12 protein-coding genes are annotated in these 16009 nt (G+C 48.8%); 7 read left to right on the top strand and 5 right to left on the bottom strand.

What is annotated here, in order from left to right:
• The first annotated feature begins 62 nt into the window (after window positions 1–62).
• Together AB4875_RS04705 and AB4875_RS04710 are read left to right on the top strand one after the other, a co-directional pair.
• Complete coding sequence (locus AB4875_RS04705) at window positions 63–1751, top strand: beta-helix domain-containing protein (protein ID WP_368374894.1); 1689 nt, start codon at window positions 63–65, stop codon at window positions 1749–1751.
• Window positions 1752–1865: 114 nt separating this feature from the next.
• Complete coding sequence (locus AB4875_RS04710; protein WP_368374895.1) at window positions 1866–4502, top strand: TonB-dependent receptor domain-containing protein; 2637 nt, start codon at window positions 1866–1868, stop codon at window positions 4500–4502.
• An 82-nt stretch (window positions 4503–4584) separates the two neighbouring features.
• Here AB4875_RS04710 and AB4875_RS04715 read toward each other — a convergent pair whose 3' ends face one another.
• A complete protein-coding gene (locus AB4875_RS04715; protein WP_368374896.1) occupies window positions 4585–5709 on the bottom strand; it encodes a tetratricopeptide repeat protein in 1125 nt (374 codons plus the stop codon).
• Between the two features lie 354 nt (window positions 5710–6063).
• On the opposite strand from AB4875_RS04715, the gene AB4875_RS04720 reads away from it, so the two are divergent.
• The gene (locus AB4875_RS04720; protein WP_368374897.1) at window positions 6064–6498 is read left to right on the top strand and encodes an OsmC family protein; all 435 of its coding nucleotides are present in this window, start codon (window positions 6064–6066) and stop codon (window positions 6496–6498) included.
• A 134-nt stretch (window positions 6499–6632) separates the two neighbouring features.
• Here AB4875_RS04720 and AB4875_RS04725 read toward each other — a convergent pair whose 3' ends face one another.
• Complete coding sequence (locus AB4875_RS04725) at window positions 6633–7610, bottom strand: NAD(P)H-dependent flavin oxidoreductase (RefSeq protein WP_368374898.1); 978 nt, start codon at window positions 7608–7610, stop codon at window positions 6633–6635.
• 133 nt (window positions 7611–7743) lie between these two features.
• On the opposite strand from AB4875_RS04725, the gene AB4875_RS04730 reads away from it, so the two are divergent.
• A complete protein-coding gene (locus tag AB4875_RS04730; RefSeq protein ID WP_368374899.1) occupies window positions 7744–8727 on the top strand; it encodes a GlxA family transcriptional regulator in 984 nt (327 codons plus the stop codon).
• Between the two features lie 28 nt (window positions 8728–8755).
• Here the strand turns inward: AB4875_RS04730 and AB4875_RS04735 are convergent, their stop codons facing one another.
• Window positions 8756–9769, bottom strand: coding sequence for an AraC family transcriptional regulator (locus AB4875_RS04735; RefSeq protein ID WP_368374900.1), 1014 nt, complete (start codon window positions 9767–9769; stop codon window positions 8756–8758).
• 159 nt (window positions 9770–9928) lie between these two features.
• Here AB4875_RS04735 and AB4875_RS04740 point away from each other — a divergent pair, with 159 nt between their 5' ends.
• The 3 genes from AB4875_RS04740 to AB4875_RS04750 all read left to right on the top strand — a co-directional run bounded on the left by AB4875_RS04740 (window position 9929) and on the right by AB4875_RS04750 (window position 13207).
• A complete protein-coding gene (locus tag AB4875_RS04740) occupies window positions 9929–10699 on the top strand; it encodes an SDR family NAD(P)-dependent oxidoreductase (RefSeq protein ID WP_368374901.1) in 771 nt (256 codons plus the stop codon).
• 43 nt (window positions 10700–10742) lie between these two features.
• Window positions 10743–11975, top strand: coding sequence for an acetyl-CoA C-acetyltransferase (locus tag AB4875_RS04745; RefSeq protein ID WP_368374902.1), 1233 nt, complete (start codon window positions 10743–10745; stop codon window positions 11973–11975).
• An 86-nt stretch (window positions 11976–12061) separates the two neighbouring features.
• Window positions 12062–13207 carry an acyl-CoA dehydrogenase family protein gene (locus AB4875_RS04750; protein ID WP_368374903.1) on the top strand — a complete coding sequence of 382 codons (1146 nt, stop codon included), beginning with the start codon at window positions 12062–12064 and terminating at the stop codon, window positions 13205–13207.
• Window positions 13208–13275: 68 nt separating this feature from the next.
• On the opposite strand, the gene AB4875_RS04755 is transcribed toward AB4875_RS04750, so the two are convergent.
• Both AB4875_RS04755 and AB4875_RS04760 read right to left on the bottom strand, forming a co-directional pair.
• Window positions 13276–14127 (bottom strand): putative RNA methyltransferase, encoded by an 852-nt coding sequence (locus AB4875_RS04755; protein WP_368374904.1) that lies wholly within the window; start codon window positions 14125–14127, stop codon window positions 13276–13278.
• 326 nt (window positions 14128–14453) lie between these two features.
• On the bottom strand, window positions 14454–15923 hold the full coding sequence (locus AB4875_RS04760; protein ID WP_368374905.1) for a WS/DGAT/MGAT family O-acyltransferase: 1470 nt from the start codon (window positions 15921–15923) through the stop codon (window positions 14454–14456).
• Window positions 15924–16009: the final 86 nt, after the last annotated feature.

Consider the following 16009-nt stretch of genomic DNA (forward strand, 5'->3'; position numbering starts at 1 on the left):
TACCATACGCTACATAAATTAAATCCTAGAAAATCCTTAGAGTTGGTTTGGAGATAGTTATTATGAAAAAGATTTTTGCACTAACAGCAATGTCATCTGCCTTGTTACTGGCAGCGTGCGGCGGCGGTGATATTAATTTGAGCCCGACGACAATCGATAACAGCCAAGATAATAGCCAAACCACGAGTGGCGGTGGCAGTACTAATCCCTGCGCTTCTTATGTAGAAGCTGGTCAAACCTTCCAGGGTCAGGTAGTTGGCGGTGATTGTTTTTACCCAGCTAGTTTTGTTAGCTCAAACAACGCTATTACTGCTGACACAATTACTTTTGCAGCTATCGCTGGCGTACATGAGTTCGCTGACAGTCTTTTCATCGGTGAAGATATTGACGCAACGGCGGCTGGAAACGGAACCCGCATTCCACAGGAAGGCGAAGGCACTAAGCTTACTATAGAAGCTGGTGTAACTATGGTATTCAGACGTCCAGAAAGCTATGTACGTATTACTCGTGGCTCGCAAATTTTTGCTGAAGGTTCAGCCGGCGCCCCTATCATCTTCACTGCTGATGAAGATATTAATGGCACAGCGACCGAAGACGATCGCGGCCTTTGGGGTGGTCTGCAAATTAACGGCAACGGCCAAACGAATAAATGTCATGACGGCACCGCGACAGGTTCCGGTACCGGTACAGTTAGCGATTTTGCTGCTACGGCAAACAACGTCCACAACTGTAACCAGGTAGCGGAAGGTCAGCCTGCCACTTACGGTGGTAATAACAACGCTGAAAACTCAGGTGTGCTGAAATACGTGGTTGTTAAGCACGCTGGTTTTGAAGTTGTTGATGGCAACGAATTGAATGCGGTTACCTTAAATGCGGTAGGTAGCGGCACAACAATTAGCCACGTACAAACATACACATCTCAAGATGATGGTTTCGAGATGTTTGGTGGTGCGGTTAACTTGGATCACATTGTTGCGGTAAACGTCGGTGACGATTCAATCGACTACTCTGAAGGCTACAACGGCAAAATTCAATACGCCGTGGTTGTTCATACTTCTGGTGCAAACCGCTGTATCGAAGGCGATAACACCGGCGGTGGTCGCAGTGACGCCTTTACGCCAACGACCAATCTTATTATTTCTAACTTGACCTGTATTACTTCTGACATCAAACAGGATGCCGGCGTGAACTCAACGTCCAAAGGCGATTCAGAAGGTCCTTTGTTCCGCGAAGGTGCTTACTTCCAGATGTATAACTCCATTGTGACATCTAATGCCGTCGCGATGGCGAGCCAGGAATGTATGGAGCTGGATAACTCTGAAGGTCCAGAAACGATTAACGCGGCCAAAGCAGGTATCAGTAAGGCGAGCAGCAACGTTATTGCTTGTGAAGAAGCGACTAAAGCTAGTGGCGCAACTAAAGGTGCATTTGACCTCGTCAACTGGTTAGCGGGTGGCGGCATAAACGCTGATACTCCAGTAAATGCTAACACTAATAATGTGATCATTACCGGCGCAGATATCCCAGCTCAAAGCTTAATTGTTGATGGTGTTGGTACTCGCGATTACCGCACTGCCGCGGCAATTACCGATGCGAATGGCGTTGTGATCTTTGATCAAGCCACTCAGCTTACCGATGTGTCTGCTGTTGATGCATACTTTGACGCGCCAACTTATCTTGGCGGCGCGACTGCTGGTGATGACTGGTTGAATGGCTGGACTGTAGGCTTAAGCGCGCCACTTAATCCCTAAGTGATAAATGGCTATACCCTGTTAGACAGGAAAGGCGGGCTGCGACCCGCCCATACAGCGCTAGAACGCCCTCCACTCGCGAGGGCATTTTCCTGAGCACTTAGGATTATGATTATGCTAACTAAACGATTTGCGCGAAAGCAGCTTTCTATCGCCGTCGCTATTGCGACTGCTGGGATTATCACCCCAGTGATGGCTCAAGATTTCGCGTCAGATGACAGTGAACTATTTGCGCCAACAGCCTTGGAAGAAGTGGTGGTGGTCGGACGTCTACAAAGCGTCGCAGCCTCATTGACCGACGAGCGTCTTGAATTACCTTACGCGGCCGATTTTCTTGGCTTTGAAGCGATATCACGGGCAGGGGATAGCACAATTGGTGCGGCCTTGCGACGTGTGACTGGTGTGACCCTGGTTGATAACAAATTCATTTATATCCGCGGTCTTGGCGAGCGTTATAGCAACGTGACCGTAAATGGCGCAGCGGTGCCATCGCCAGATTTAGCACGTAGTGTTATTCCTTTAGATTTATTCCCCGCCAGTATTGTTGAGTCTTTGAAAGTTCAAAAATCTTGGGGCCCTGAGTTGCCAGCAAACTTTGGTGGCGGTGCTATCGATATTCGTACCCGCAGCGTTCCCAACGGTCCAATCGCTTCTGTCAGTATAGGCACAGGTTTTAATACTGAAAGTGATAATGGCTTGACCTATCCCGATGGCGGATCTGGCGCCATGCCTGTGGCTTTACAAAATGCTATTGGTCGCTATAAAGGCGATCTATCGAAAAGTAATATTTTCGATATCGAGAATAATGCCGGCAATACCGTTACCCGTGACGAAGCTGACCAAATACAGCGTGGCCTCATCACATCGCTAAATAGAGATGTTGCTATTAAGCGGGGTGGCCTTGACCGTGATCGTGATATCAAAGTTGATTTAGGTAATGCTTGGGATGTTAGCGACGATGTCGTTCTGGGTGCCTCTATTAGTGGCGCCTATGACGACGAATATCGGAATAAGGACCAAGTTAAGCGCAGTGTCGGTAATCCGGATGTTGTTAACTCTAAAACAGAAAGAACCGCTTATGAAGAGCGTACTACCTTGGCTGTGGTCTTAGGCGCAGAGTACACTCAAGATCATACAGTGCAGCTTAGCCATTATATTATTCAAAATGATGTCGACGAGGCGCGTATCGCTACTAGCTTTACGGTTAATAATTCCGCCGAGCGTCCAGACCTAGACTACAGCACCCGTCTTGAAGAGCGTGAGCTGGAATTGACGCAGTTATCGGGTACCCATCGTCTGGGTGATTTCGCGCCCATTAGCGAACTCGAAATGCTGAGTTTTGATTGGTTTTATTCTGATGCTACTGCAACCACGGATATTCCAAACGCGGCGAGTTTTAGCGGTTCCTTAGATAAAACCACTAACCCAGAAACGGCGTTTATCGCCCAATCTAATACCGCAGGCCAATTTGAATTTTTATCGCTTGAAGATACGGTAGAGAGCTGGGGCGGTCGTGCTGAACTGCCAATTGATATCGATGGTCGCGAGTTGATCGTATCCGGTGGTTGGTGGAATTCTGAAAAAGTACGTGAGTACTACGGCTATACAGCCAATATAGGTGCACGCTCCACTCAAGGTACGCCACAAACTGTATTTACTGATGAGCGTATCAACGATCTCAATAACTTCTTTGATCTGTCAATGGGCTCTGGTTTTGGTAACGAAAGTTATGTTGCTGCTCAGAAGATCGCTGCGGTTTACGGTTCTTTAGATTTTCGCATTAGCGAAGAGTGGCGTATCACCACGGGTGCGCGCTGGGAAGAGTATCAGCAGGCGGTTTTACCGGTAAATCTTTTAGATTTTACCGGCGTCTTTAATCAGGGCGTGATCGACCAGCTGAATGATCCCGATCAGAGTTTTGCCCTGCAAGAAGATGATATCTACTCAAGCTTTGCATTGACCTACTCTGGCCTCGATTTATTTGCAGCGGAAGAGTTTCAAGTTCGGTTTAGTGTGAGTGAAACCATCGTGCGACCTGATCTTCGTGAGCTAGCAGATGTTGCTTATATTGATCCAGAGCTCAATGTTCGCGTATTCGGAAACCCCGATTTGCAGTCAACACAAGTACGCAACTATGATCTGCGCGGCGAGTTCTATTACGAGGGCGGCGATAATTTCACCGTGTCTTTATTCTATAAAGACCTAACTCTCCCCATTGAGCAAGTGGAAGGTGCAGGTTCTGATGATGACACGGTACTCCGCTATTTAAATGGCGACTCTGGTGAGGTATACGGTCTTGAGTTTGAAGGATTGAAGACACTGCCTGCCGGCCTATTCCTGTCTAGTAACGTGACTATTAGCGACTCTGAAATTACTATTAGCAATAATAATGAAGTGACTAATACTGATCGTCGTCTGACCGGTCATTCTAAGTATGTTGTTAATGCATCGCTTGGCTATGATTCTCCCGATGAGCGTCATAGTGCATCAGTGCTTTATAATATCTCTAGCGAGCGGATATTCTTTGCGGGTATTGCAGGTAATGACGATGCCTTCGAGCAGCCTTTTGCCTCTATGGATGTGATTTATAATTATTATCCAACAGAGACTTTGTCTTTAAAGCTTAAGGTTTCTAACCTACTTGACTCTAAGCGCGAGTTTGAGCAAAAAGGCAGTAGTGGTCAGAACGTGACTATTCTCGAGCAAGAGGTTGGCACTAGTTTTGGCCTGAGCTTTAGCTGGAAATACTAATCTCGATTACGGAAGGTTATAAGCAAAGGATTGCAAAGTAGGCGCCGAAAGGCGCCTTTTTTATGGTTGCAAAATACGCTTATTATCTTTTCAATTTAAGTTTGCTAGCTTTGTCAGAGAACTGTTGAGCGCGAACTAGTTTTCCCTGGCGGTAGTAGATTAGCGAGGCAAAGCGGTAGAAGCGATGCTCCTTTTTATCAAGACGTATTGCCTGCTGTACAAGATTTAGCGCTTCATCAAATTGGCCTCTTTCGTACTCTGCTTTGGCGCGGCTGTATAGCCAGAATGGATTTTTCCGCCTAAAACTTTCCGACCTCTTCTCGAGTTCTCGGGCCTTCTCTTTGTTGCCTTGTTCACGGTAAAGTCGCCCAAGATTACTGATCGCTACCTGATCGTTGGCATTGAGTGTAATGGCATGTCGGTAGGCGATCTCAGCGTCGACTGCGCGTCCTTCGCGACGTAATAGAGTGCCTAAATTTCCCCAGATGTGTCCGGCTTCAGGATCTAAGTAAAGGGCGCGCTGAAAATACAGCTGCGCTTTATCATTATTGCCAAGATTTAGAAATTCAGCACCACGATTATTATAGTGTTGGGCGGCGGCTTGTCGCTCGCTTACGCGATGCTGTGGGTAGTGATATTCGTAATAGCCAACACTGAGATCGACGACCTCCTTGTCATTGTTCCCAAAATCCACGACAGCGTTGATATGCTTATAGAACACCATACTGTTATCGCTAATCATATCCCAGCTTGGCGGAATAGTGACTTCGTTATAGTAGGCATTGAGCTTCGCTTCCCGCGCGAGTGCTATAAATAATGAGGTTAGCGATAGGCAGTTACCAACACCTTGCTTAAAGGTGTCGCTGGCATTGAGGGTAATGCCGGGATTATAGGTCAGCCCAAGCTGAGAAGGTCGCACCATACTGTCGAGAAGGTAGCTAAGACGGGCGCGTGGTGACAGTGCAGCAGGCACATTTTCCTCAACAAAATCGCGCATTTCTGCACTCACAGCGAGAATGTTGTCTTCAGGGTAAAGACTGGTGTCGACCTTGCTGCCGTCCTGCTCAGAGGAGAGTAGTGCGGTGACTTGCGCCGTGCTTGGAGCTTGAATGTCGAGTAATGTGGCGTCTTGAGTGTTAGTGACGCTGCAGGCTGCTAGACTGCTCAATATAGCCGCGGCCAAGAGGTTTTTTGACAATATTGGCATTGCTTTTTTCTGCTTATTAGTTGAAGAAAATATTGCTATGCGATGAGTATCTTCATTAGCCTAACTATATCCTGAAAACGCGGGTGAATCTTGTGTAGGGGAAAGATATCTTACGATTTCTTTGGATTCTTAGGGCTTAAAGCATGGGCGGAATAATTGGCTTGTAGTAGCCTAAACTCGAGGTTTCACGGTTTAGTCCTTTTTGGGAGACTTGCTCAAATAGGTTTATTAGGTAAGTATTCTGGGTGGATAGACGCTCGATAAATTCCTTTCGCTTACTTAAGTCATTGGTTAAATGAAGAATGGGCTGGGCTTGCTCTAAGGTCTACCGTTTTATTATAAAAGGATCATATTATGGATAGCCTGCCTCATCACTATTCGGTTATTGTAAATGCCGAACCCGAGAACTCTCTAAAGACCTCCGCGGCGCATCTGCCAACCATAGAGGTCGCTCCGCCGCGTCAGTTTGATGGCCCCGGCGATAAATGGTCGCCCGAAGAACTGTTGCTGGCAGCGGCGGCGAATTGCTTTGTGTTGTCTTTCAGAACAGTGGCGTCGATTGCAAAATTGGAGTGGCAAACGATTCAATGTACTACTGAGGGCGTACTCGATAAAGTTGAGCGCACTATGCAATTTACAGAAATTGTTACTAGGGTGGTTTTAACTGTAGAGCATGAAGACTCTCGTTCGAAAGCTGAGAAACTACTAGAAAAAGCTGAGCAGATTTGTATTGTCAGTAATTCTTTAACGGCGACTAAGCACTTAGAGATAGAAATTATTATTCTCTAGTGAATACTTATTTTTATCGGCAGCAATATGTATGCCGTTGGAATAATGACATTTGAATAAAATTAGATTTTGAAAAGAGCGCGGCACAGGCTGTATAGCCAGTGCCGCGTGACACTTAAGAAAACCTTACAGGCTTATTTAAGTGTTGATCTGGCTTTTTGGTATTCATTAATCAGCGTCGAGACTAGCTCGGCAGTGCTGGGAATGTTATCTATTGAACCGACACCCTGGCCTGCGGACCAGATTTGCTTCCACGCGCCGCCCGCTTTGTCGCCAGAATTATTATCGGCATCCACTTCTAACTCTTGGCCAAAGTCGATATCGGTTTTGGGTTTTAAATTGTTTGGATCCAGCCCTGCATTTTCAATGCTAGGTTTGAGGAAGTTGGCGAATACCCCCGATATATTTGGGGTGTAAACAATGTCGGTGGCCTTGGAATCGACGATCATCTGCTTGTATTCCTGCTGTACTAGGCTTTCCTGGGTGTTGATAAAGCGCGTTCCCATATAGGCAAGATCGGCGCCCATCATTTGCGCGGCAGCAATATCACTGCCCTTGGATATGGCGCCCGCCAGCAATAATGTTTTATCAAAAAACTCGCGAATCTCAGCCACTAGAGCGAAGGGGTTGAGGCTACCTGCATGGCCGCCAGCGCCTGCACATACCGCGATAAGGCCATCGACACCGGCGTCGGCTGCTTTGCGCGCGTGGCGAGGATTTATGACGTCGTGAAATACTAAGCCGCCATAGCTGTGCACAGCGTCGATAACGGACTTCACCGCGCCAAGCGAGGTGATAATCATTGGTACTTTATGCTTTACGCAAAGCGCGAGGTCGGCTTCTAGGCGGGGATTGGTTTTGTGTACGATCAAGTTCACAGCAAACGGCGCGGCCTGTTTACCGGTGTCTTTCTCAAATGCTGCTAATGCGGTATTGATCGTGTTGAGCCACTCTTCAAAACCAGCGCTGGTCCGCTGATTTAGCGCAGGAAATGAACCTACCATGCCGGCTTTGCAGGTTTCTATAACCAGTTCAGGGCCAGAAGCTAAAAACATGGGTGCCGCAACGGCAGGTATTTGCAGTCGATTTTTTAACAGCTCGGGTAGGGACATGGTCGTAACACTCGTTTTATAGGGCTTATGTGAATGGCTTACTGTAGAGGCTTACGCGGCTTTATAGTAGTGTCTTTATTGACATTAAATATGCGAATAAAGACACTGGGCGTCGTCGCAAATGGAGGGAAAGATGCCTAAAGTCTATATTGTTGCCTATGAAGACTGTTATGCGGGCAGTCTAGCAAACCCGCAGGATTTGTATTTTGTCGCCAATTCACACTGGCGTGAGCAGTATCAGCGTCGGGAGGGCGTGTTTGAATGGCAGGTATTGTCTGAGGATGGTGGCCCGGTAAAAACCGCGTCAGGTATGCGGATAGCCGCTGATGGTGGATTAAATGATTTGGCCGCGGGCAGTATTGTGGTGGTTCCTGCGATGAACTACCCCGGCGGCAAGGCATTTTCTCTTAAGCTGGCGTCTTTACAGGGGGTTATCGACTGGCTTAGTCGGCAATATGCCAATGGCTGCATTATATGCGCGCATTGTACGAGTAGCTTCGTATTGGCCGAAACAGGCTTATTAAACGGCCTAAGTGCCACTACAAGTTGGTGGCTGGCTGAGCAGTTCCAGCGGCGTTACCCCGAGATTCAACTAAGTGCCAATAAGCTGGTAGTTGATGAGTCGCGGCTGATTACCGGTGGTGCCAATGGTGCGGAAATGCTCACGGGGTTGCTGCTGGTGGAGCGCTACATGGGCAAGGCGGTAGCGTCACAGTGCGCTAAGACCTTGTTGGTTGATACCAATCTAACCCAGCAAGCTCCTTATTTAATATTGCCGCGCCAGCAAGAGCACAGCGATACTTTAGTACTTGCGGTGCAGGACAGCCTTGAAAAAAATCTAAGTGAGCCGTTTTCATTGGATAAACTCGCTAGCCAATTTCATGTCAGTTCACGAACATTAATGCGGCGCTTTAAGGAGGCGGTGGGTGATACCCCAAATAGCTATCTACAAAATTTACGTGTTGAGGCGGCCAAGAAATTACTGGAAAACACGGGTTTGTCTACCGAGCTAATTATGCAGCGCATTGGTTATGCTGATATCAGTTCGTTTAACCGTTTGTTCCAGCGAAAAACAGGATTAAGCCCACGCTTATATCGAAACAAATTTGGCCGCTGAGCCGCTTCTTGGCGGTGTTGGCGATGGCTTAAGTTCTTCTTTTATAGTGAATTGGGGTGTTGCCTGTCCATTTTTTAAAGGCGCGAATAAAGGCGCTAGCTTCAGAAAAACCAAGCAGGGTGGCGGTTTCCTCGACGCTTTTTCCGCGGGAGCTCAGATAGAAAACCGCATTGTCGCGCCGCACCCGGTCCTTAATGTCTTGGTACTGAAAACCTTCATCGCGCAAATAGCTGCGCAGGGTGTGGGGGTGAATGTTGAAACCCTTGGCAAAGTCGCTAAAAGACGGGTTTTCTTTCAGTTGTGACTCTAGCCTGGTGCTCACTTTGTAATGCCAGCTCTTCTGAGCATAAACCTGAGTAATCATGGCTTGATTGACGTGGTTTAAGAAGCTGTTGATCGCCTGGTCAGATTTAGCCACTGGTAAATCGAGCATTGCTGCTGAAAACCGCAGCTGCGAAACCGGCTGCTGAAAATGAATGTCTTTGCAAAAGTACATATCCCAATACACGAGTCGGTGCGGTGTTTTGGCAAAACAAAAGTCGACTGAATGTAATGGTATCTGGCGACCAATGAGCCAGTTAGCGGTCCGGTGAATATAGAATAAAAAGGATTCGTATAGATAGGGCTCAAATTGCGGTGGCGTTCCGCCGCCATTGCTATGGTTTAGAGAAATATAGGCATTGCCGTTATCATCGGTAGTCAGGCGTGTTTCTAGGCCCCAGGGAACCAGGCGATAGAAGCGCGTAAGTTTTTTTAATGCATCACCCAGCGTACTTGAATTTGCGGCTAGCTCCACCATGGTGCTCCAGCAGCCTAATTTTTGCGGAAGGCTGCCGTAGCCAATTAACTCATCGTCCATTTCTTGCATGGTGTCGCGCAGCAAATTGGCATAGCTTTCGGCGGGTACCCGGGCGATGGTGGATTGCAAGATTGTCGACGAAATATGATTTTTCGCCAGTAAGCGCTCCTGTAAATCCGGCTGCTGCCTAAGATTCTTAAGGCAGGCTTGAATAAAGTAAATGGAGATAGTGGGAGAGTGCACCAGATTAAGCTCTAATTACTTGGGTGCGTCATTATAACAATATGTCTATTTTTGTCTTCCCTTGCGTCATTGTTTTTCTTGCGGTGGAGAGTGAGTATTACCCCCAAATAGATATGCCCGCCGAGCGCGTGGCGCAATCTCACTACTTGGAGAGAATTCATGGACATTAAAGGTAAGGTAGCCGTCGTAAGCGGTGGCGCATCGGGTATGGGTTTAGAGATCGTCAAGCGCCTGTTAAGTCTTGGTGCAAAAGCAGCGATATTCGATATGAATGCGGCGGCGGGTGAGGCGGTGGTTGCTGAGTTTGGTGACTCGGTGATGTTTGCCGACGTGAACGTGACGAGCGAAGAGTCGGTGCAAGCAGGTGTAAATGCCACGATGGAAGCCTTTGGTGCAATCCATATCTGTGTTAACTGCGCCGGTATTGCAACGGGCAGTAAAACTCTGGGTAGGGACGGTCCGTTTCCATTAGATTTGTGGCAAAAAACCTTGGCCGTAAATTTAACCGGTACCTTTAATGTGCTGCGTTTATGCGCTGAGCAAATGGCGAAAAATACCCCAGATAATGACGATGGGGTGCGGGGTGCGATTGTGAATACCGCCTCTGTTGCAGCATTTGAGGGGCAAGTTGGTCAGGCGGCCTATAGTGCCAGTAAGGGCGGAATTGTCGGTATGACTTTGCCCATCGCTCGGGATTTATCTACTATCGGTATCCGCGTAAATACGATCGCGCCGGGTCTGATTAATACTCCCATGTTCGAATCTTTACCGGCGCCGGTATACGAGGCCCTGAGTAGTACACCACTATTTCCAAAACGTCTTGGTCGCGCCTCAGAGATTGCCCATATGGTGACGAGTATTATCGAGAACGATTACATCAATGGCGAATGTATTCGCATGGATGCCGGTCTGCGGATGCAGCCAAAATAAGCGAATTTTGAGCCTTTAGCCAAACCATTTAGAGGAATTGAATATGACGGAAGCTTGGATTATAGATGCCTGCCGCACCCCCCGTGGCATTGGCAAATTGGGTAAGGGTGCGCTGGCCGATATTCACCCGCAGCAGCTGGGCGCATGTGTTTTAACGGCGCTGGTTGAGCGCAATAATATTAACACCGCTGAAGTCGATGATGTGGTGTGGGGCACTAGCTGCCAGCGCGGTCGTCATGCCGGCGATATGGGCCGCATGTCGGCCCTAGATGCCGGTTTTGATATTCGCTCCAGCGGTGTCACCCTCGACCGATTTTGTGGCTCGGGGATTACCAGCGTGAATATCGCTGCGGCCTCAATCATGTCAGGAATGGAAGACGTGGTGATTGCCGGTGGCGCCGAGATGATGTCTAGCTATGGTCACGACAATGGTTTGCCAGAGATTATGGATAGTGGCAATTTACGTCTTCGTGCCAGCCATCCACAAAGTCATCAAGGTGTGTGCGCAGACACTATTGCCACGCTAGAAGGTATTGATCGTGAAGCCCTAGATAAGTTGGCGGTGCTTAGTCAGCAGCGCGCAGCCCATGCCATTGAAAATGGTTACTTTGATAAAAGCCTGGTGCCGGTATATCACGAAGATGGCAGCTTGGCTCTGGAGCGTGAAGAGTTTCCGCGCCCGAGTACGACCCTAGAGACCTTGTCACAACTCAAGCCTTCCTTCCCCGCTCTAGCGGATAAAGAATTGGATGAAAACGGCCTGAGTTATCGCAAGCTAATGCAGCAAAAATACCCTGACATTGAAATTAACCATGTTCATCACGCTGGTAATTCGTCTGGTGTTGTCGATGGTGCTGCGGCAATTTTACTGGCATCACCAGACTACGCCACTAAACATGGCTGGAAGCCCCGCGCTAAAGTATTGGCGATGGCGAATATGGGCGACTGCCCTACGCTAATGTTGAATGGACCGGTTGCGGCGGCAGAAAAAGTGTTGAAAAAAGCCGGCCTTACCGTTGCTGACATCGATTTGTTTGAGGTAAACGAGGCGTTTGCAGTCGTATTGGAGCGCTTTATTCGCAAGCTGAATATTGATCGCGATAAGATCAATGTTAACGGAGGCTCAATGGCCTTAGGTCATCCTATTGGTGCCACCGGCTCGATTCTGATCGGCACTGTATTGGATGAGTTAGAGCGCCGTAATTTGAAGCGCGGACTAATCACTATGTGCACCGCTGGTGGTATGGCGCCAGCTATTATTATTGAGCGTATGTAGCCCAATGTCATGGCAGTGAGTGCAAAGCTCGCTGTCATAATGTCGCTATTTGATTCCGAATTTAATGCTAGGCAGGGTACTTAATAATGAATTTAAATCTTTCAGAAGAGCAGCAGTTTATTCAGCAAACCGCAGCCGATTTCGCTGCTAAAGAGCTGGTACCCAACGCCGCTAAGCTGGATGAGGGAAAAGGTAAGGAAGAGTTTTTAGCTAATATTAAACAGCTCGCTGAGCTCGGATTTATGGGTTTAAACGTCAAGGCTGATTATGGTGGTACAGAAGCCGGCACTATCGCTTTTAGTCTGGCGATTACGGGGTTGGCGCGGGGCTGTGCATCGACTGCCGTTACGGTATCGGTGACGAATATGGTTGCCGAGGTGATTCAAGCTGTCGCTAGTGAGGAGCAGAAAAAAAATTACTTACCCAAAATTTGTTCGGGTGAATATCCCGCCGCCGGTTTTTGCCTAACAGAAGCTGGCGCGGGTTCAGATCCCTCTGGTATGAAAACCTCGGCGGTACGCGATGGCGATAGCTGGGTATTGAATGGTTCTAAGGCCTATATCACCAGTGGTGAATACGCCGGCGTGTTTGTAGTGTGGGCGGTGACCGACAAAGATGCGCCACGCGGCAAAGGTATTTCGTGTTTCTTGGTTGAGCGCGATACCGCTGGACTTACTGTTGGCCGCGCCGAAGATAAAATGGGTCAGAAAGGGTCCGCCACAAATCCGGTCTATTTCGACGACTGCCGGGTGCCGGCCTCAGCCTTAATGGGCACCATAAATCGTGGCTATCAGGTGGCTTTGGGTGAACTGGCCGGTGGCCGTATTGGCGTCGGTTCACTGGCGCTGGGCCTGGGTGAGGCGGCACTGGATTACGCTCGCGACTATGCCAAAGAGCGCCAACAGTTTGGCCAGCCTATTTCTAACTTCCAGGGTCTGCAGTGGATGCTGGCAGACGCCTACACTGAAATGGAAGCGGCGCGGCTATTGCTGATGCAGGCGGCGTTTACTAAGGAGAGCGGCGGTGATTTTGGCAAGCAGGCTTCGATGGCAAAGTTGTTCGCTACCGAAGCGGCTAACCGAGCTTGTTATACCGGTCTGCAAATTCTCGGTGGACACGGCTATAATCGTGAATATCCGCTGGAACGCTTAGCCCGCGATGTGCGGATCACTAGTATTTATGAGGGCACCAGTGAAATCCAGCGGATGATTATTGCTCGGAGTATTCTGTAATTTTTGTCTATTAGCAGCCGGTGAATAGCTGGCTGTATATCATCCGCTGATATTTATAGCGGCTCAGGCTAAGTCTGACTAATAACTCGGATGAATACATCAGCGCTTAGTGTAATATCCTGCAGCTTTGCGGCGCGTTCACGGCCTTCGCGGCTGGCGCGATATAAATGGGGCGTCATCACCAGCAATTGCTCAAACTGCGCGGCGCTGAGCACGGGCGTTGTAAACTGCAGATTATTACTTAGGCTGAGATGCCAATTGTCCTCAAGCGCGGCGCTAATGTCGGTCACTGGGTTGCGGCGCACTGTTTCGTAAATGGCCTTGCGCAGTTCAATCAAATGTTCGGGGCCGGGGTCGGCCATCACAATATGGCCATTGGGTTTTAAAAGTCGTTTGAATTCGCTGTAGACCGGAAATCCAAAGGTACATAAGACAATATCTTGGCTGTTATCTGGCAGTGGTATTTGACGATTGCTGGCCACTAGGCCGTTGAGTTTGGCATTGCGACTCTTGCAGCTACGCACCGCCCATTTTGAAATATCTAGGCCTGTCGCGGTGAGTTCGACACCGCTTTTTAATAGCTGCTCACACACCGTGTTTAGATAATAAGCTTCGCCACATCCCGCGTCTAAAATCGCAAGCTGCTGTCGGCCATCGCATAGGGTGTCAACGGTATTTGCGAGTGCTTCTGCAAGTGGCTGATAAACACCGCTGTTTAAAAAGTCACGGCGCGCGGTGATCATTTCACGGCTGTCGCCGGGATCAAGGGACTTCTTGTTTTGCACCGGCAGCAGATTTACATAACCCTGTTTGGCGATGTCAAAGCAGTGATTGTTTTCGCAGCGCCAAGTGTTGCCGTCTTGCAGCAGCGCGCTCTGGTCTAGTGGACAGAGTAGCTGGGTGAGAGGCATTAATGGCATGGATCTTCCGTTTGGTGATGACGTGTTGGGGCGCTAGTATGCCGTAATTTTCGATTCAGGGTGAAGTGGAGGTTTCGAATATTGAGCGACTCAAGCTGAGATGAATCGTCTTTATTGCTTGGGGCCTCTTCGTCTATTAAGCGCTGGGAATTTCCAGTTGCTTTGATGGGAGTCCGTTTGCCATTGCCAATATGTTTTAGGACGACTTCTGCTGCGATGCTAAGAGCGGCGTTGACGGCTCAATCGCGGCGCGGTGACAAAACAATGCAAACACCGGCATTCTCAATTGAATGCCGGGCTTAGATAGCATCCTTATGTCGCAGTTTTTACAGCGATACTTCTGCTTTAGTTTTACTTACTTTTGGCTTTGGGGCCTCTGCGCCAAGACATGCTGTTTTCAGTTCCTGAAATGACTCCTCTAAACACGCCGAATACAGATCTGGGTCAGGTAGCATTTTACGGCAGGCGGTAAATGAAATTGAAATCGTGCCGACCTTGTTCATCACCGAGCTGTAAACAATTTGGAATAGCCCTACATTAGGTAACAGTGGGCCGAAGTTAATACCGTCGACCATTTTGGCACCACAGAAATACAGTTGCTTGGTGGGGCCGGGAACATTGGTAACCACAGTATTAAAGATAACGGCGGCTTCGGTGAGTCCGGTTGCTGAGGCTGCCCGCAGTGCCAGTGACAGCATGCCGCCCGGTAGCACGTTAGTGACGTCAACAGCCATGCGGGGGCCAAGGGCCTCGGCATAGGCCTTGCTGCTCATCGAGGCATCGTGAATAGCTTTGAGTCGTTCTTTTGGGTCTTCTATATCTGAGTGTAGCGATACCGTCATAAAGCCGACCATATTGCCGCCGCTGCTTTGCTCGTCATTACTGCGGACATCGATAGGGCAGCCCGATACCAGTGTTTTCTCTGGCAGCGCATTTTTGGCTGCAAGGTATTTCCGCAAGCCACCGGAAACGATACACAACATGGTGTCGTTGATGGTGGCGCCGGCGACGGCATTTTTAATTGCGCGGATATCCTCAAAGGCGAAGGGCACGGCATCGCAGACCCGATGGGGTGAAATTTTGCCCTGAAACAGGGTTTTTTGTTTATCTTCGAGGGGGGCAAAATCCTGCTCTTTTTTGCCGCGCTGGATGCGCCGCCATGTTGGAATGGCGCTGCCTACAAGGTTCATGAACTGCATGGGTTTTCTAAGATTGTTGATCAGTGCCTTGCTCAGCATATGGCCGTCGTTATAGCGCTCAACAATTTTGACCGGTGCTTCGCCGACGTCGGTAATTTCTGGACTTAGGTCGTGGAGTAGCGGAATAAAGCGTGCGCCGGTGGCGCCGTCCATTGCCGAATGATGGACCTTTGTCATTACCGCAAAACAGCCCTTGGGAAGATTGCGAATGCTGTCTAGGCCTTCGATTACATACATTTCCCACAGCGGCTTGCTCATATCAAGGGGGCGAGCATGGATGCGCGAAGCGAGAATGCAGAGTTGTCGCCAGTCGCCGGGCTTGGGTAGCGCGATATGGTGGACATGGGCTTCAATGTCGACGTTTTCTACATCTTCCCAGTAGGGTTGATCTAGGCTCAGGGGTACTTTGCGGAGCCGGCGATTAAATATTGGTGAGAGATGAGAGCGGCTTTCTAGTAGTTGCAGAATTTGTTTAAAGCGCACCAAGCCCTCGGGGGCGGTGGATTGATCATAAATGCTCATAACGCCGATGTGTTGGGGTATTCCCATGTTCTCGGTGTGGATGAACATGGCGTCTTGACCAGATAGCTGTTGCATATTTTATCCTTATTGTGTTTTACAGCTTAAGACTATAAGAGTCAGTGGGGGCTGGCAATCACCGTGTTGCTCAAGTTGCTGATAAA

It is taken from the genome of Zhongshania sp. R06B22 (genome assembly GCF_040892595.1).
Classification (GTDB): Bacteria; Pseudomonadota; Gammaproteobacteria; order Pseudomonadales; family Spongiibacteraceae; genus Spongiibacter; species Spongiibacter arctica.

Coding starts and splice junctions, on each gene's coding strand:
- AB4875_RS04705 (WP_368374894.1), top strand. CDS start 63: ATGAAAAAGATTTTTGCACTAACAGCAATGTCATCTGCCTTGTTACTG.
- AB4875_RS04710 (WP_368374895.1), top strand. CDS start 1,866: ATGCTAACTAAACGATTTGCGCGAAAGCAGCTTTCTATCGCCGTCGCT.
- AB4875_RS04715 (WP_368374896.1), bottom strand. CDS start 5,709: ATGCCAATATTGTCAAAAAACCTCTTGGCCGCGGCTATATTGAGCAGT.
- AB4875_RS04720 (WP_368374897.1), top strand. CDS start 6,064: ATGGATAGCCTGCCTCATCACTATTCGGTTATTGTAAATGCCGAACCC.
- AB4875_RS04725 (WP_368374898.1), bottom strand. CDS start 7,610: ATGTCCCTACCCGAGCTGTTAAAAAATCGACTGCAAATACCTGCCGTT.
- AB4875_RS04730 (WP_368374899.1), top strand. CDS start 7,744: ATGCCTAAAGTCTATATTGTTGCCTATGAAGACTGTTATGCGGGCAGT.
- AB4875_RS04740 (WP_368374901.1), top strand. CDS start 9,929: ATGGACATTAAAGGTAAGGTAGCCGTCGTAAGCGGTGGCGCATCGGGT.
- AB4875_RS04745 (WP_368374902.1), top strand. CDS start 10,743: ATGACGGAAGCTTGGATTATAGATGCCTGCCGCACCCCCCGTGGCATT.
- AB4875_RS04750 (WP_368374903.1), top strand. CDS start 12,062: ATGAATTTAAATCTTTCAGAAGAGCAGCAGTTTATTCAGCAAACCGCA.
- AB4875_RS04755 (WP_368374904.1), bottom strand. CDS start 14,127: ATGCCATTAATGCCTCTCACCCAGCTACTCTGTCCACTAGACCAGAGC.
- AB4875_RS04760 (WP_368374905.1), bottom strand. CDS start 15,923: ATGCAACAGCTATCTGGTCAAGACGCCATGTTCATCCACACCGAGAAC.